The following is an 18,166-nucleotide window of genomic DNA, read 5'->3' as shown; positions in this document are numbered from 1 at the left end:
GTGCCCAAGGAAGGCATTATTGACGAATTCAAGGGCCAGTGGCAGTCCTTTAACGAATTTACCTTTAACAACTCACAGCGCACCATTGAGGCCGTCAACTTCTATACCATTATGGAATACCCGATGACCTCCTGCGGCTGCTTTGAGTGTATCCTCTCCATGGTGCCCGAGTGCAACGGCTTCATGGTGGTCAACCGTGAACACGGCGGCATGACCCCGTCCGGCATGACCTTCTCCACCCTGGCCGGTACCATCGGCGGCGGCGCTCAGATGCCCGGCTTCATGGGTATCGGTAAATCATATCTGGCCTCGCCCAAGTTCGTACCCGCCGACGGCGGCCTGGGCAGACTGGTATGGATGCCCAAGGCGCTGAAAGAAGAGCTGCGCGCTTCACTGGAAGAGGCCGCTGAAAACGCCGGCCTGGGCAAAGACTTCGTAAATAAGATTGCTGACGAAACTGTCGGTACCAGCGGCGAGGAAATCATGTCCTTCCTGGAAGAGAAGGGACACCCCGCTTTGACTATGGATCCTTTAATGTAATAAAGTAGTTATACTAAGTTGGTATTTCCTTTCGAGTTACGGGAAACACCATAGGCGGAGCCTTTTAAAAGGTTCCGCCGGGTGTATTCCTTATATATGATAAGTCGAATCAGAGAAAGGAGTATGGAGTAATGGGTTTAACAGGTTTAGAGATTTTCAAACAGCTACCCAAAACAAACTGCAAAGACTGCGGACAGCCTACCTGCCTGGCTTTCGCTATGCAACTGGCCAGTGGTAAGGCTGGTTTGGATCAGTGCCCCCACGTCAGTGACGCAGCAAAAGAAGCGCTTGATTCAGCTTCCGCACCGCCGGTTGCGCTGGTTAAAATCGGTAAAGGTGAGAAAGAACTGCAGTTGGGTAATGAAACCGTGCTTTTCCGTCATGACAAGCGTTTTGAACACCCCACCGGCATTGCCATTGCCGTTAATGACAATGACAGTGAAATCGCTTTTAAAGTGGGAGAAATCAATAAGCTGGTATTTGACCGCGTAGGTCAAATCCATAACGTTAACCTGGTAGCCGTAGTAAATGCTTCCGGTGATGCTGCCAAGTTTGCCGAAGCCGCAAAAACAGTTCAGGAGAACACCCCGTTCCCGCTGGTACTGATCAGCGAAGATGCTGCCGCCATGGGAGCTGCCCTGGAAGTGGCAGGTGCTAATGCCCCGCTTATTTGTGGTGCCAATGCAGCTAACTTGGACGCCATGGTTGAATTGGCCAAGAAATACGATGCTCCGTTAGTAATCAAGGGTGCAGGACTGGATGAACTGGCTGCGCTGGTTGAAAAAGCCGGTTACAAGAAAGTTATTTTGGATTCCGGTGCACGTGAAGTTAATAAGGTTCTGGCCGACCAAACCCAAATTCGCCGCCAGGCGCTGAAAAAATTCCGCTCCTTTGGTTATCCAACCATTACCTTTGCGGATAACCCGGATCCCATTCAGGTTATCGTGGACGCCGGTGTATATATTGCCAAGTACGCAGGCATCGTGGTATTAAACACTGCGGATCCCGCAGACATTCTGCCGCTGATCACTCTGCGCTTGAACATTTACACCGACCCGCAGAAGCCGATTGCCGTAGAATCCAAGCTTTATGAAATTGCCAACCCCGGTCCGGATGATCCTGTATTTGTAACCACCAACTTCTCTCTGACTTATTTCAACGTTCAGGGTGACGTTGAAGCCGGTCGCTTCCCGGCCTACATTCTGCCGGTTGACACAGACGGTATTTCCGTGCTGACCGGTTGGGCTGCCGGTAAGTTTACTCCAGAAAAAATTACTGAAATGTTAAATACATCCGGCATTACTGATAAAGTCTCTCACAGAAAAGTGATCATTCCTGGCGGCGTTGCTGTATTAAGCGGCAAACTGCAGGAACTGAGTGGTTGGGAAGTACTGGTAGGACCACGCGATTCAGCTGGTATCCCCTCGTTCTATAAGCAGCGCTGGGGCAAGTAGGATATAATTGCGGGCAGTGTGGAAAATACTAACCTGTATAAGTTATACCAGCTGTATCTACCAACAAGGGAGGAATATTTATGTCATTTAATATAGCAGTGGCCGGTAAAGGCGGCACAGGTAAAACCACATTATGCTCATTAATTATCAGGCAATTGGTTAAAGCCGGTAAGAAGCCTGTATTTGCCGTGGATGCAGATGCCAACGTTAATTTAAACGAGGCGCTGGGCCTGGAAGTTGAAGGCTCCATTGCCGACTTGCTTGTGCGGATAAATAATAATCTGGACCCTCTGCCGGCAGGGATGACCAAGGATCAGTTCGTAGAGTTTAAAGTACACCAATCCCTTTCCGAAGGTGATAATGTCGACCTGTTGGTAATGGGTGGGCCTGAAGGTGCTGGGTGTTACTGTTATGCCAACAATCTCCTGCGCGGTTTTGTTGCCGACCTGAGCAAAAATTACCCGTACATGGTCATGGACAATGAAGCCGGTCTTGAGCATTTGAGCAGGCGTACAACCCAGAACGTCGATGTGTTATTTATAACCAGTGATTGTTCTGCGCGTGGCATTAGATCCGCCGGCAGGGTACGGGAACTGGTTGAAAACTTAAAACTTGACATTAAAAAAATGTACCTTGTGGTAAGCAGGGTAAATGAAGCAACCTTCGATGCCCTCAAACCTGAAATTGAAAAGACCGGCCTGGAATTAATCGGCACGATACCTATGGACGAACAGGTAATGGAATACGATCTACTGAGCAAACCACTGATAAATTTGCCCGATGAGTCACCGGTAGTGGCAGCAGTTAATGATATCTTAACAAAAGCTGCCATCATTTAATACCGCAAAATTATGCTTTTTAACGCAGAAAGGAGCGGAACCAATGGCTGTTACTATAGCTAAAGAAAAATGGACCAGCAAGGTGGGTGAAATGGTGCTGGGAGCCGACTCATCCGTTAAGGTCGGCGGGGAAAGCACATTACCATTCCTGCATTTTGAGGGAGAAATGCCCAACAAGACGGTATTGGCACTTGAAGTATGGGATCTCGATCCGACAGATTGGCCGGAAATTTTGAGGAAACCTTTTGCTGATGTACTTGCCGACCCCGTCGCATGGGCTAAAAAGTGCGTTGAGTATGGTGCAGACGCTGTCGCTCTTCGTTTTATGAGCGCTCATCCTGATTTTAAAGATGCATCTCCGGAAGATTGCGCTGTCACTGCCAAAGCAGTTGCTGAAGCAGTCAATGTTCCCCTGATTCTTATCGGTTGCGGCGTTGAAGAAAAAGACGCTGAAGTACTGGAAAAAGCCGGTGAAGCCTTAGCCGGCAAAAACTGTCTGATCGGCTGCGCCACTGAGAAAAACTATAAGACCATCACTGCTACCGCCATGGTCAACGGCCACAGCGTTATTGCCTCCAGCCCGCTGGATATTAACCTGGCCAAACAGTTGAATATCTTAATGACTGAAATGAACCTGCCAACCAACCGCATTGCCATTGACCCGCTGGTTGGCGCGCTGGGCTATGGTATTGAATACGCGTACTCCATCATGGAAAGAGCCCGCATGGGCGCTCTGACGGGCGATAAAATGCTGGCTATGCCGGTTATCTGCTTCGTGGGACAGGAAGCCTGGAAAGCCAAAGAGGCCAAGAGCACGAGCGAAGAAGCTCCTGAGTGGGGCGCCCAGGAACGCCGCGCCATTCTATGGGAAGTGCTTACCACCACCACCTTTGCCCAGGCCGGCGGCTCGATTTTCATCCTGCGTCACCCTGAAACCGTTAAGCAGGTTAAAGTTCACGTTAACAAGATGATGGAGAGCAATGCATATTAATTTAAAAATGAGGAGGCTATGAGCATGATCCTTATTGGTGAACGGATCAACGGCATGTTCAAAGACATCCGGGAAGCTATCCAAAACAAGGACCCGGAGCCGGTCAAGTACTGGGCCAAGCGCCAGCAGGAAAAATGTGCCGGTTATCTTGACATCAACACCGGCCCGACCGTAGAAAAGGAAGATCAGCCCGCCGTTATGGAATGGCTGGTTAAGACAGCACAGGAAGTTTCTACACTGCCGTGCTGCATTGATTCCACCAACCCTGATGCCATTGAAGCCGGCCTGAAAGTGCACAAGGGCAAAGCCATGATTAACTCTACAACAGCTGACCAGTTTAAAATGGACATTTACATTCCTATGGCCGCCAAATACAATGCCGCCATCATTGGTTTGGCTATGAACGAGAAGGGTGTGCCCAAGAGTGCTTCCGACCGTATCGCCCTGGCGATGGAAATCGTGGTTAACTGTGACATGCACGGTGTGCCCATGGAAGACCTGTATATTGACCCGCTGATGCTGCCCTGCAACGTAGCCCAGGAGCACGGCGTGGAAGTGCTGGAAACCCTGCGGATGATTAAAACGCTGGCCGACCCGGCACCGCGTACCACTATGGGCCTGAGCAACGCTTCGCAGCGCTGCACCAACCGGCACCTGATCAACCGCACCTTCTTGATCATGAGCATGGCTTGCGGTCTTGATTCAGCCATCGCCGACGTTGATGACGAAGATACGCTGGACGCGGTAGCAGCAGCTAATCTCTTATTGAACAAAGACATTTACTGCGATTCGTTCCTGAAAACTTTCCGCTCCAGGTAATAAGTATTAAATAAAGACCGACTAAAACAGCCGGTTCTTGTTAATAAAAAGGCGGCTTAACAAGTCGCCTTTTTATAGCATTTTTTGGCCGGTAACCGGTGAGTTAACTTGTTTGACAGAAAACACGTTAAAATATTATACTATGGACAGGTATGCATAATCGCGAAATATTGAACAATATCAAGATTATTCAAACAAATCTACTTTATTTAATGTTTGGTTTAACTAAATGTATATTATAACTGTATCAAGAATATTTTAAACGTTCGGTTATGCTATACCTTGAACGACCGGTTAGGGCGCCGGTAGGTTCACAGATCACTAGCCCGGCGCAAAGATATTTTTTTGTGATGCCGAAACTAGGAGGACGGATGTGATGCTTAGATGAGTACAAAACCTGATAAGGTCGGAGCCGTACTAGTGCTGGGCGCAGGTATCGCCGGTATACAGGCATCGCTTGATTTGGCAGAATCAGGCTACTATGTGTACTTGGTGGATAAAACTCCCGCCATTGGTGGTACCATGCCTATGTTGGACAAAACCTTCCCTACCAATGACTGCTCCATGTGCATCTTGTCTCCCAAGCTTGTTGACTGCGGGAGACACTTGAACGTCAACACCATAACTAATGCTGAAGTACTGGATATTCAGGGTGATCCAGGCAATTTCAAGGTAACCATCAACAAAAAAGCGCGTTTTGTTGACCCTGACAAATGTACCGGATGCGGTTCCTGTGCTGAGGAGTGCCCGGTTAAAGTTCCGGATGATTTCAACCAGGGCCTCAGTCCAAGAAAAGCTATTTACAAGCTTTACGCCCAGGCATATCCCAATGCTTATGCCATTGACCCGACTAAATGCTTGAAAATTAAGAAACCCAAGGCCTGCGGTAAGTGTCTTAAAGTCTGCCAGGCTGAAGCCATCAATCACGAGATGCAGGATGAAACCGTTCAGATTGATGTTGGTTCCGTAATCCTGTGCCCCGGCTTTGAAAAATTTGATGCCGGCCAGTTGGCTTATTACGGCTACGGCAAACATCCCAATGTTTTAACCAGCCTTGAATTTGAGCGTATTCTTAGCGCTTCAGGTCCTTTCGGAGGCCACATCCAAAGACCGTCCGACGCTAAAGAGCCTCAGAAAATTGCCTGGATTCAGTGTGTCGGTTCTCGTAACTGCCGTATAGAAAATGGCTACTGTTCCTCTGTTTGCTGTATGTATGCCATTAAAGAAGCTGTTATTGCCAAAGAACACTCTCACTATCCTTTGGACACAGCAATATTCTTTATGGATATGCGTACCTACGGTAAAGATTTTGAAAAATACTACGACCGCGCCAAACTGGAAAACGGCGTCCGCTTCATTCGCTCCCGTGTGTATGACATAACGGAGGCCGATGACGGTTCCGGCAACTGCCGTATCCGTTATTCCAATGAAGACGGCACAATTAGCTACGAGGACTTTGATCTGGTCGTATTGTCCCTGGGTCTGGAACCCAATCCCGAAATAGTGGAACTGGCCGGTAAACTGGGACTTGACCTGAACAAGTTTAATTTCTGTGAACCCGCCGCATTAACCGGTGTTGGTACCAATAAACCCGGCATTTATGTTGCCGGTGCCTTCAGCGGTCCCCGGGATATACCCGAAACCGTGATGCAGGCCAGCGCAGCAGCCGCCGCTTCAGCAGCCAATCTGGCTTCCGTACGCGGCAGCCTAACTAAAGTCAAAGAATACCCGGCAGAAAAAGACGTTGCCGGCGAAATTGTGCGTGCCGGTGTATTTATCTGCCATTGCGGTATTAACATCGGCAGCGTGGTCAACGTGCCTGAAGTGGTGGCCTACGCCAAGACACTGCCCGGCGTTGCCTTTGCCGATGAAAAAATGTATGCTTGCTCACAGGATACTTCCGCTCAAATTAAAGAAGCTATCGAGCAGTACGGCTTAAATAGAATTATTGTAGCCTCTTGCAGCCCGCGGACGCACGAGCCGATGTTCCAGGAAACATTGCGGGAAGCGGGACTTAACGCCAACCTGTTTGAAATGGCCAACATTCGCGACCAGTGCTCCTGGGTGCATATGCATGAACCGGAAAAGGCCACTGCCAAGGCCAAGGACCTGGTAAAAATGGCTGTTTACAAGGCTGCGTTGCTTGAACCCATTGCTTCCGTCAGCCTGGATATGAATCATGATGCTCTGGTTATCGGCGGCGGGGTAGCAGGTATGACTGCTGCCACCAACCTTTCCCAGCAGGGATATCAGGTATGTCTGGTTGAAAAGACAACTGCCCTGGGTGGCATAACCAACAGCTTGCGCTTTGGCATGCGCGGCGAAGACCTGCCTCAATTTGTTGGCGAACTGATTGACCAGGTCAATAACGATGCCAACATTAAAGTTTATACCGGTGTTGAAATTACTGACGTACACGGTTTTGTCGGTAATTTTGAAAGCACTTTAAGCAACGGTGAAGTGATCAAGCACGGTGTTACTATCATAGCTACCGGTGCTGAGGAATATAAGCCCACCGAGTATCTGTACGGTCAAAACGACAGTGTGATGACCTTACTGGAACTGGAAGGCCTTATGGCTGTCAAGGACAGCAAGGTTACCGGAGCTAAAAACGTTGTCTTTATCCAGTGCGTAGGTTCCAGGGATGCCGAGCGTCCGTATTGCAGCAGGATTTGCTGCACCAAGTCGGTCAAGCAGGCTCTGAAAGTTAAGGAACTTAACCCTGATGCCAACGTATTTATTCTTTACCGTGACATCAGAACCTACGGTTTCTATGAAGAGATGTACCGTGAAGCCCGCAACAAAGGTGTTATCTTCATCCGCTACGCCGTGGAAAACAAACCGGTGGTGGAAGCCGGCGCCAACGGCGCGAAGGTAACTGTAACCGATCACGTACTGGGCGTGCCGGTGGAAATTGATGCTGACGTTGTTGGATTGGCTGCCGCTATTGTAGCGGACAGGGATACTAATGGTAAACTGAGCCAGTTCTACAAAGTGCCGCTCAACCAGGAAGGTTTCTTCCTGGAAGCTCACATGAAGCTTCGTCCTGTTGACTTTGGTACTGACGGTGTATTCATGTGCGGTCTTTCTCATGGTCCCAAGAACCTGGAAGAAAATATCGCCCAGGCTAAAGCTGCCGTGGGACGTGCCTGTACAGTACTGGCCAAACAGTCCATCTCCGTTGAAGGAAAGAGCGCCTTCGTGAACGAGAAGAAGTGCGCCGGCTGTGGCGATTGTGAAGCTGTTTGCCCGGCCAAGGCTGTACAAGTAGATGAAACTAAAAAAGTAGCCGTGGTCAACGAAGCCCTTTGCAAGGGCTGCGGTGCCTGTGCCTCCACTTGCCGTTGCGGAGCAATTAACGTCAAGGGTTGCACCAACCAGCAAATAATGGCCATGATCAATGCTCTATAGATGGGGGAGGGAAACGGATATGGAATTCGAACCCAAAATTGTAGCATTTTTATGCAACTGGTGTAGTTATGCCGGCGCAGACCTGGCCGGGATAGGTCGTATCCAGTACCCGCCCAATATCCGGGTGGTGCGCATACCTTGTACCGGAAGAATGAATCCGCTATTTGTGATCAGCGCGTTACGTCATGGTGCGGACGGTTTGCTGACATCCGGGTGACACCCCGGTGACTGCCACTATGTTAGTGGCAACCTGGTGGCCCGTAGGAAATTTGCTTTGTTGAAAGACTTTTTAGAATACATCGGCGTAGACGAAGGCCGCGTTAACTTCTCATGGGTATCTGCGGCTGAAGGCGGACGTTTTGCCGAACTGGTCAAGGATGTTACAAACAAGGTTAAGGAACTGGGACCCAACAAAGGTCTAAATGAAAGTGAATCGGGGTGTTGCGGATGCAAAAGCTAGCAGCTCAAATAAAAGACGCAGCCAAAAAATTGTTGGAAGATAAGAAGGTTGACCTGGTAGTGGGCTTTGCCGAAGGCAGTCTGCCACTGCGGGGCACTCCGTTTTTTGCCCGCACTCCCGAAGAAGCAGAAAAATTGACCTGGGGCAGGGGTTGTGAAAATAACCTGGCCAATTACCTGCGTAAAAGGGATGAAAAAGTTGCTGTTGTTGCCAAGGGTTGCGACATTCGTGCCATCGTTGCCCTGGTTAAGGAAAACCAGATCAACCGGGATAACCTTTATATCATCGGTGTCCCCTGCAACGGCATGATTGACCGCAAAAAGGTCAATAAACTGCTTGAAGGCAGGGAAGTTTTAGCCATTGAAGACAACGGCGATACCGTTGTCCTGAAAGGCCAAGATTTTAGCGAAACCGTCGCACTTTCGGATCTGCTGCATAATTCCTGTCTGGACTGTCGTTACGGCAACCCGGTGGTTTATGATGAGCTAGTGGGAGAACTGCTCCCTGAAAAAGGTGAAGACGCTTTCGCGGATATTAAGGAATTTGAAGCTAAGACCACGGCTGAACGCCGCGCGTATCTGGCCCAGGAATTCAGCAAATGCATCAGGTGTTATGCCTGTCGTAATGCTTGCCCGATGTGTTACTGCACCGAATGTTTCGTAGACTGCACCACTCCCGAGTGGATCGGCAAGAGTGCGACAGATGTCCAGGATAATATTTTATTCCAGGCAGTTAGGGTATTCCACAGCGCTGGTCGCTGTGTCGATTGTGGAGCTTGTGAGAGGGCTTGCCCCATGGGCATTAACTTACGTCTGTTAACCCGTAAACTGGTCAAAGACGTTAAAGGATTGTTTAACGCCGAAGCCGGGGTTAATCTTGACGACAAAGCAGCCCTTGCTACATTCACAGCTGATGACCCAGAACCTTTCTTGGTGAAGGAATGAGGTGAAACTGATGATAGTAAGCAAAAAGGACATACCCAACTTCCTGGACAAATTGATTAGTGATTATCAAGTTTTTGCACCTGTAAAAAAAGATACTTTTACAGTTTTCAAGCAAATCTGCTCCGGCAAGGATGCAGTTTTAACAGCGGATAATACCAAGTTACCGGTTAAAGAATTGTTTTTCCCACAGTCGGAAAAACTTTACAGCTACAGCGTGACTGAAGAAGGCGCCAAGCTGGAAACCACTCTCGACGATCAGCAAAAAGTAGTTTTTGGCGTTCGCCCCTGTGATGCCAAGAGCCTTGTTTTGCTGGACCATGTTTTCAATAACGACAAATACCAGGATCCTTATTACCTGACTAGGCGTGACAATACTGTTCTGGTCGGCATTGGTTGCAACAACCCGGCCAGCACTTGTTTTTGCACTTCGGTCAACGGTGGTCCTTTTGACACCAATGGACTGGATCTACTGCTTGTGGATACCGGTGACGCTTATGTGGTTGAGGTGGTATCCGACAAAGGTAAAGCCCTTGCTGAAAAAGCCGGTTTTGCCGCCGCTGCAGATGCTGATAAGGCTGCTGCCGCCAAGGCCAAGGAAGATGCCGTGGTTGCCTGCCAGGTTAACCTGGACGGTTTAAAAGCCAAGTTGGACGTTAATTTCTATGATCCTATCTGGGAGAAAATCCACGAAAAATGCTTGGGCTGTGGTGCCTGCACCTATTTGTGCCCAACCTGCCACTGCTTTGATATAGTGGATGACGCTGTGGATTGCAACGGTTGCCGAGTGCGCAACTGGGATTCCTGCGCCTTCCCGCTCTTTACACTGCACGGTTCCGGTCACAACCCGCGCACCAGCAATAAAGAGCGCTACCGCAACAGAATCATGCACAAATTTAAATATTTCGTTGACAATAACAACGAAATAGCCTGCGTAGGTTGCGGCAGGTGCATCAAAAACTGCCCCGTTAATATGGACATCCGGGTGGTACTGGAGGATGTGCGGGGTTCGGAAGCGAGGTTGGATAGTTAATGAAAAATCCATATCTACCGCTGCCAATGAAGTTGGTCAAAAACTTTACTGAAACAGAAGATAAGCTTATCCACACCTTTACCCTGCAGTACCTGAGCGAAGAAGACGAAAAGAGTTTCCCCTACATGCCGGGCCAATTTGCCGAGTTATGTGTATTCGGTAAAGGTGAAGCTCCCTTCGGCATTGCTTCTTCACCGACTGAACCCGGGTTCCTTAAATTCTCAGTTGCCAAGGTGGGAGTTGTATCAACCGCCCTGCATATGATGGAAGAAGGAAGCACCGTGGGTGTGCGCGGACCGCTGGGTAATTACTATCCCGTGGAAGAGCTTAAAGGTAAAAACCTGGTCATTATTGGCGGTGGTTTTGCATTCACCACACTGCGTTCGCTGGCTACGTACATGATGGACCCGGTCCGCCGTGGCGATTACGGCGACCTGACGGTTATCTATGGAGCCAGAAATCCCGGTCTGCTGCTTTACAAAGAAGAGCTGGCCGCCTGGGAACAGAACCCGGACATCAACTTGGTCACCACCATTGACCGTGCCGTAGACGGCTGGAACGGCAGGGTAGGTTTTATCCCTGCCGTCACTGAAGAAGTGGCGCCAAATGCCGAAAACTCCTATGCAATTATCTGCGGACCACCGGTGATGATTAAGTTTACTATGCCTGTACTGGAGAAATTAGGTTTTCCACAGGAAAGAATCATTATGTCGCTGGAAAACCGCATGAAGTGCGGCATTGGCATGTGCGGCCGTTGTAATGTCGGCGGTAAATACGTATGTAAAGACGGTCCTGTTTTTACAAGGGCTCAACTTAATGAGCTACCCAATGAATATTAATTAAATATAAACTTAGCGCCTCTAAAGAGGCGCTAAGGGAATTCTCCGTTTTGCATGCCAAGACTCGGAGGGAGGCTATTATATATTATGGAAGCTATTAAAGCTACCAATTTAAACCCTAAATTTAGGGATGAGGTCGCCGGCCTGCTTAAAAATTATGATTTTACCAACTGTCTGGCCTGCGGCATGTGCACAGCAGGTTGCCCTTATTCGGACATTCATGAGCATCAAGACCCCCGCAAATTCCTGCGCAAAGTCTTGCTGGGCATGAAAGACGAAGCATATGCAGACCCGTATATCTGGTACTGCACCATGTGCGAGCGCTGCACCGTCGAATGCCCCATGAACGTCAACATCGCCGCTCTGGTACGCAGCTTGCGCGGCACCTGGGATAAAGATAAAATCCCCGGTTACCTGCAAACCATTGCCAACGAACACATTGAATCCGGCAACCAGATGAATGTTAGCCAGGAAGACTATGAGGATACCCTGGAGTGGATCGAAGAAGAATTACAAGAAGAACTCGGAGATCCTGATTTTAAAATTCCACTGAACAAAAAAGGCGCAAAATATTTTTACGGCTTTAACGCCAGGGATATCAAGTACTATCCGAATGAGCTGCAGGCTACAATCAAACTGTTTCATGTGGCCGGCATCGATTACACCATCAGCACCAAGCGCTGGGACGCCACCAACATAGCCCTGTTTACCGGCCAAACAGATGACTTCCTCGCTATTTCAATGCCGCTGTGGCAGGAAGTTGCCGACCTGGAATGTGAGGAGTTAATTGTTACCGAGTGCGGGCACGCTTTTCGATCCATGCGCTGGGGTTACAGAACATACTGGAAAGGTAAGCAGTTTCCCATTCGCCATATTTTAGAGCTGCTTAACGAATTGGTTAAAGATGGTACATTAAAGCTGGATCCTGATGCCATTTCTGAAGTGGTAACCTATCACGATCCCTGCAATACCGCCCGTAAAGAAGGCGTATACGAAGCGCCCAGGGAATTGCTGAGAAGTTTTGTCAAAAACTTTGTGGACATGAATCCCAATGGCAAAATGAATTACTGCTGCGGCGGCGGCGGCGGCGCTATGGCCATGCCTGAATACAACGATATTCGTAAGGCCAAAGGTAAGCGCAAAGTGGATCAGGTAGTGGCCACCGGTGCGGAAATTGTCATCGTGCCCTGCCATAACTGCATGGATCAGTTTAACGACCTAAACAAGTGGTACCCTGAAAAAGCTAAATCACCGAACGTGCACATGTGCTCATTAATGGAAAGAGCGCTAATAATGCCGGAAAAAGAGTAGTGTGCTGGTAGCTGTTTCAACTTTACTGCTTTAAATATTTAAGTGCTTTAATTGGATGGACTTCAAACCTAAAGAATAGGTGTGATGTCATGCAAAAAAATAATGTAGGAGCAGTAATGGTTGTGGGTGCCGGCATTTCCGGCATTCAGACATCTCTTGACCTTGCGGAATCCGGCTATTATGTTCATCTGGTGGAGAAATCCCCGGCTATCGGAGGCACCATGCCGAGGCTGGATAAAACTTTTCCCACCAACGATTGCTCCATGTGCATCCTTTCTCCCAAGCTCGTGGAGTGTGGTAGGCACCTGAACGTCGAAAAACATATGTTAGCAAATATTATTGATGTTCAAGGCGAGCCGGGTAATTTCAAGGTCAAATTACGCAAGCAGGCACGTTATATCGACATGGATAAATGTACCGGATGCGGTGAGTGCACCAGTGCATGTCCTGTTGAAGTGCCTAGCGAATTTGATGCCGACCTGGGCAAAAGAAAAGCTATCTACAAAATGTATGCCCAGGCTATGCCTGCTGCTTATGCAATAGATAAAAAAGGAAGCTCACCATGTAAAGCTGTTTGTCCTGCGGGAGTCAACGCGCAGGGCTATGTACAATTGGTTAAAGAAGGTAAATTCATTGAGTCCTGGCAACTAATTTATAAGGATAACCCGCTGCCGGCAGTATGCGGCAGGGTGTGTACCCATCCCTGTGAATCGGAATGTCACCGCAAGAGCGTGGATAAACCGGTTGGCATCAGAGAATTAAAACGTGTGGTTGCAGACGTTGCCTATCGGGATCTTGACGGGCTTCCATTACCGGAAGCAGCTCCCGCAAACGGTATCAATATAGCAATAATCGGTTCGGGGCCTGCCGGCCTATCCACAGCTTATCAACTGGCCAAACAGGGTTATTCTGTAACTATCTATGAGGCATTGCCACAAGCCGGTGGAATGCTCAGGGTAGGTATACCCGAGTACCGGCTGCCCAAGAAAATAGTTGACTTGGAAATTAGCTTATTGGAAAAAATGGGTGTAGTAATTAAAACAAGCACTCCATTGGGTCCGCAGCTAACCATCAATGAATTGTTCAACCGGGGTTATAAAGCAATTTTTCTGGCTATTGGCGCACATAAAGGAGTTACATTAAACATTCCCGGCGAAGATCTCGATGGTGTAATCCCGGGAGTTGATTTTTTACGTAAAGTTAGCCTTGGAGAAACGATCACACTGGGTAAACGTGTCGTCGTTATCGGCGGTGGTAATACAGCTATGGACGCTGCGCGCACTGCTTTACGTTGCGGCGCGGAAGAAGTCACTATTGTTTACCGCCGTTCCGAGTCGGAAATCACGGCGGCGGAAGAAGAAATTATCGAAGCTAAAGAAGAAGGCATTATTTTTAAAATGCTGACCAGCCCTTTATCCTTTAAGGGAGAAAATGGCAAGGTCGTTCAAATTGAATGTTTGCAAAACGAACTTGGCGAACCTGATGCCGGAGGGCGCCGCCGGCCGGTACCCGTAGCAGGCAGTGAATTTGGCATTGCTGTCGATAATGTCATAGTTGCTATTGGACAGTCTCCTGAAGTATCTTCGATTCAAGAAACAATTGAGTTAAGCGGAAAGAATACAATTGTTGTTGATAAAGATACTCTGTCCACCAACATCCCCGGCGTATTTGCCGCAGGTGATGCGGTTACAGGTCCGGCAACCGTGGTAGATGCCATCGGCGCTGGCAAAAAAGCTGCTTATGCCATCGACCGTTACCTGAGAGGTGACCAGGCTACTGCAACATATAACAAACCTTCCAGGGACAGCATTGTTGAATTTCCCAAGCATGCCCCAACAGTCATGGTTTCAACCGAAAGGGCTCACGGCAGCTTTGTGGATCCCGGGCAGCGGATTAAAAACTTTGCTGAAGTGGCTTTCGGCCTCAGTAAGGAAGAAGCGCGCCGGGAAGCAGAGCGCTGCTTGAATTGCGCCGTATGTTCCGAATGCGGTGAGTGTGTAAAAACCTGCATGCGTGAAGCGATTAACCATGACATGCAAGATGAAGAAATAGAAATTGAAGTGGGCTCCATAATTCTCAGTTCAGGCGCTGAGATTTACAATCCCACCGAACTTTATTATTTTGGGTATAAAAAGTACCCCAACGTGGTTACGAGTATCGAGTTTGAACGCATATTGAGCGCTTCCGGCCCCTACGCAGGCCATCTCGTCAGACCTTACGACGGGAAAGAACCTGCCAAGATCGCCTGGATTCAATGCGTCGGCTCAAGGAACATAAGGATACAGCATAACTATTGTTCCTCGGTGTGCTGTATGTATGCCATCAAGGAAGCAGTCATAGCCAAGGAACATAGTACCGAAAAGCTCGATACCACCATATTCTTAATGGATATGCGCTCATACGGTAAAGACTTTGAAAAGTATTATGACAGAGCCAGAAATGAACATGGCGTAAAATTTGTACGCTCACGCATTTATGAAGTGACTGAGGCTGGCGACGACAATAAGAATTTAATCATCCGCTACGCTAATGAAGATGGCACGATCAGCACGGAAGAATTTGATATGGTTGTGCTGTCCGTAGGCTTCCAGGCTTCCAAGAAAGCTATGGAAGTTGCTAATATGATGAATATAGAACTTAACAGGTACGGTTTTGCCGAACTGGCGCCTTTAACCGGTATTGGAACCAATCAGGAAGGTATTTACGTGGCCGGGACTTTTGCCGGACCAAAAGATATTCCTGAAACTGTAATCCAGGCCAGCGCCGCGGCTTCCGCTGCTGAAAGCCTGCTGGGCAATGTGCGCGGCACACTGGTTAAAGAAAGAGTGTTCCCGCCGGAGCGTAATGTAACCGGCGAAGAACCAAGGATTGGCGTTTTTGTATGCAACTGCGGCATCAATATTGGCGGGGTAGTCAGGGTGCCTGAAGTAGTTGAAATGGCCAAGCAATTGCCTAATGTAGCTTACGCGGGCGAATACTTATATGTATGCTCGCAAGATAGCCAGTCAAGTATGAAGCAAATTATCCAGGAGAACAACCTCAACCGGATTGTAGTTGCTTCATGCAGTCCCCGAACCCACAAGCCGCTCTTCCAGGAAACCTTAAAGGAAGCCGGTTTAAACAGATACTTGTTTGAAATGGCCAATATTCGAGATCAGTGTTCATGGGTGCATATGCACGAACGAGACTTAGCTACCGAAAAAGCCAAGGAATTGGTTAAAATGACTGTAGCTAAATCTGCTCTGCTGCAGCCAATCAAACAGGGTAAGGTAAGCGTTACCCAATCCGCACTGGTTATCGGTGGCGGTGTAACAGGTATGACCAACGCCTTAAGCCTCGCTGAACAGGGTTATGAAGTGCATCTGCTCGAAAAAGCTGCTGAACTGGGTGGCATAGCCAGGAGGATTAAAAAAGGATTTAAAGGCGAAGACATCCAATCTTTTGTTACCCAGTTAGTCGGCCGGGTAGCTGATAATCCGCTGATAAACGTTTATACTTCCGTTGAAATAAAAGATGTATCCGGTTACGTAGGTAATTTTAAAACCGAGCTTACCAACGGAAGGATCATCAACCACGGCGTAACCATTATCGCTATTGGCGGACGGGAATACGAGCCTGCGGAGTATTTATACGGCCAGAGTGAAAAGGTGATGACTCATCTGGAGTTAGAGAAATCCATTGACCGTGGACAGGTGCAAGACGCCAATAATGTTGTGCTCATCAACTGTGTTGGCTCCCGCGAACCTGAGCGGCCCTATTGCAGCAGAGTCTGCTGCTCCAAATCCATTAATCTGGCTCTGAAGATGAAAGAAAACAATCCTGATACCAACGTGTTTATTCTTTACCGTGATATCAGAACCTATAGTTTCCTTGAAGAGTTATATGAACAGGCACGATCCAAAGGTGTTTTGTTTATCCGTTACGCAACTGACAATAAGCCTGTGGTGGAAAAGGACGGAGACACAATCAAAGTTACCGTAACAGACCATGTACTTGGAGAGCCCATAGTCATAGAAGCTGATGCAGTCGGCCTTGCCGCGGCCATACTGCCGCCGGAAGACAACGCCAAGCTAAACCGGCTGTTTAAAGTGCCATTAAACGCAGATGGTTTTTTCCTGGAAGCACACATGAAACTACGTCCTGTGGACTCAGCTTCTGAAGGAATATTTATGGCTGGTATTGCCCACGGACCGAAAAACATGGAAGAAAATATCGCCCAAGCCAAGGCTGCCGCTGGGCGGGCTGCCACTATCCTGAGTAAGAAAATGCTGGAATCCTCCGGAGTGGTTGCCAAGGTTAAGCCTGAAAAATGTGCGGCCTGTCTGACCTGTGTGCGGTTATGTCCCTTTAATGCACCCCATATAAACAACTACGCAGCAGAAATTGAGTCTGTTCTTTGTCAAGGCTGTGGAACTTGTGCCGGCGAGTGTCCTAACAAAGCCATCACTTTACAGGGATACAATGACACCATGTATCTAAAAATGATCGGCGGTTTATTTAAGGAGGTGCGTTAAAATGGAATTTTCACCCAAAATTATAGCATTTTGCTGCCACTACTGAGCATATTCAGCTGCGGACCTGGCAGGTTCGATGAGGCTACAGTATGCCCCCAATGTAAGAATTGTTGAAATGCCTTGTTCAGGCACTATTGATCACCGAGTGCTCTTACAAGCATTTGAGAATGGCGCAGACGGAGTGTTTGTCGCCGGCTGCATGGAGGGTGACTGCCATTTCCTTAAAGGCAATATCCGTTCCAAGAAGCGTGTACACCAGGTTAAACAAATTCTTGATGAAATCGGTTTCGGCGGGGAACGCTTAGATTTCTTTAACTTGTCTGCCGCCCAAGGACAACGCTTTGCCGAAATTGTTCAAGAGATGACCGAGCGCATTTCGAAATTGGGGCCTAATCCCCTTAGGTCTTCTAAGAAAGAAGGTGACGTAGCTTGATTATCGCTCAACAAAAACCAATAAAAGACATTGCAGCAATGATTAGCGATTGTAAAAAAGTTCTGCTGGTTGGCTGTGCCGGTTGCGTAACCGTCTGCCTTGCCGGCGGCGAAAAGGAAACCGAAGTACTGGCTTCCTCTCTTCGCATAATGCGAAAAATTGAAAATAACCCCCTGGAAACAGTAACTTATACCGCAACCAGACAGTGTGACCCCGAATATGTGGCGATGATCGACAGCTACACCAAAGATGTTGACGCTATTATCTCTTTAGCCTGCGGCGTCGGAGTACAGTACCTGGCCGAGCGTTTCACTGACAAATGGGTTGTGCCCGCCCTGGACACCAAGTTTATCGGCGGCTCAACCGTACACGGCAACTGGGAAGAGAAATGCGGGCTGTGCGGTGAATGCATCCTGCACCGTACCGGCGGCATCTGTCCCATTATCCGCTGCTCCAAGAGCATTTTAAACGGCCCCTGCGGCGGGTCCCAGTATGGCAAATGCGAAATCAGCAAAGACGTGGATTGCGCCTGGCAGCTAATCTACGACAGAATGAAAGCTCTGGGCAAACTCGATAAGCTC

At 48.5% G+C, this 18,166-nt stretch carries 13 protein-coding genes and 1 pseudogene; all 14 read left to right on the top strand.

The genetic code is table 11. The features are described from left to right. Window positions 1–540, top strand: a pseudogene (locus BM056_RS24675) (acetyl-CoA decarbonylase/synthase complex subunit alpha/beta); the annotation flags it as partial. A gap of 131 nt (window positions 541–671) precedes the next feature. Continuing rightward, complete coding sequence (gene acsC, locus BM056_RS24670; protein WP_092475974.1) at window positions 672–1,994, top strand: acetyl-CoA decarbonylase/synthase complex subunit gamma; 1,323 nt, start codon at window positions 672–674, stop codon at window positions 1,992–1,994. Between the two features lie 80 nt (window positions 1,995–2,074). After that, window positions 2,075–2,833: an ATP-binding protein gene (locus tag BM056_RS24665; RefSeq protein WP_092475971.1), complete on the top strand. Its 759-nt coding sequence runs from the start codon at window positions 2,075–2,077 to the stop codon at window positions 2,831–2,833. 43 nt (window positions 2,834–2,876) lie between these two features. After that, a complete protein-coding gene (locus BM056_RS24660) occupies window positions 2,877–3,824 on the top strand; it encodes an acetyl-CoA decarbonylase/synthase complex subunit delta (protein ID WP_092475968.1) in 948 nt (315 codons plus the stop codon). A 24-nt stretch (window positions 3,825–3,848) separates the two neighbouring features. Next, a complete protein-coding gene (locus BM056_RS24655; RefSeq protein ID WP_092475965.1) occupies window positions 3,849–4,643 on the top strand; it encodes a methyltetrahydrofolate cobalamin methyltransferase in 795 nt (264 codons plus the stop codon). A 384-nt stretch (window positions 4,644–5,027) separates the two neighbouring features. Beyond that, window positions 5,028–8,054: a CoB--CoM heterodisulfide reductase iron-sulfur subunit A family protein gene (locus tag BM056_RS24650; RefSeq protein WP_092475962.1), complete on the top strand. Its 3,027-nt coding sequence runs from the start codon at window positions 5,028–5,030 to the stop codon at window positions 8,052–8,054. A 19-nt stretch (window positions 8,055–8,073) separates the two neighbouring features. Continuing rightward, window positions 8,074–8,514 (top strand): hydrogenase iron-sulfur subunit, encoded by a 441-nt coding sequence (locus tag BM056_RS24645; RefSeq protein WP_165613710.1) that lies wholly within the window; start codon window positions 8,074–8,076, stop codon window positions 8,512–8,514. Continuing rightward, window positions 8,502–9,458: a 4Fe-4S dicluster domain-containing protein gene (locus BM056_RS24640; RefSeq protein WP_092475959.1), complete on the top strand. Its 957-nt coding sequence runs from the start codon at window positions 8,502–8,504 to the stop codon at window positions 9,456–9,458. Before BM056_RS24645 ends, BM056_RS24640 begins: the two co-directional genes overlap by 13 nt. Before the next feature lie 10 nt (window positions 9,459–9,468). Beyond that, complete coding sequence (locus BM056_RS24635; RefSeq protein WP_092475956.1) at window positions 9,469–10,488, top strand: 4Fe-4S dicluster domain-containing protein; 1,020 nt, start codon at window positions 9,469–9,471, stop codon at window positions 10,486–10,488. Beyond that, complete coding sequence (locus BM056_RS24630) at window positions 10,488–11,327, top strand: FAD/NAD(P)-binding protein (protein WP_092475952.1); 840 nt, start codon at window positions 10,488–10,490, stop codon at window positions 11,325–11,327. Before BM056_RS24635 ends, BM056_RS24630 begins: the two co-directional genes overlap by 1 nt. Window positions 11,328–11,414: 87 nt before the next feature. Continuing rightward, complete coding sequence (locus BM056_RS24625; RefSeq protein ID WP_174550010.1) at window positions 11,415–12,638, top strand: (Fe-S)-binding protein; 1,224 nt, start codon at window positions 11,415–11,417, stop codon at window positions 12,636–12,638. 89 nt (window positions 12,639–12,727) lie between these two features. Beyond that, window positions 12,728–17,152 carry an NAD(P)-binding protein gene (locus BM056_RS24620; protein ID WP_092475948.1) on the top strand — a complete coding sequence of 1,475 codons (4,425 nt, stop codon included), beginning with the start codon at window positions 12,728–12,730 and terminating at the stop codon, window positions 17,150–17,152. 1 nt (window position 17,153) lies between these two features. Then, window positions 17,154–17,585 carry a hydrogenase iron-sulfur subunit gene (locus BM056_RS24615; RefSeq protein ID WP_092475945.1) on the top strand — a complete coding sequence of 144 codons (432 nt, stop codon included), beginning with the start codon at window positions 17,154–17,156 and terminating at the stop codon, window positions 17,583–17,585. Further along, a partial coding sequence (locus tag BM056_RS24610; protein ID WP_092475942.1) for a methylenetetrahydrofolate reductase C-terminal domain-containing protein occupies window positions 17,582–18,166 on the top strand: 585 nt, incomplete at its 3' end. The genes BM056_RS24615 and BM056_RS24610, both read left to right, overlap by 4 nt.

It is taken from the genome of Desulfotruncus arcticus DSM 17038 (assembly GCF_900113335.1).
Lineage (GTDB): Bacteria > Bacillota > Desulfotomaculia > Desulfotomaculales > Desulfallaceae > Desulfotruncus > Desulfotruncus arcticus.
This window is presented reverse-complemented; position numbering and strand designations above follow the sequence as displayed.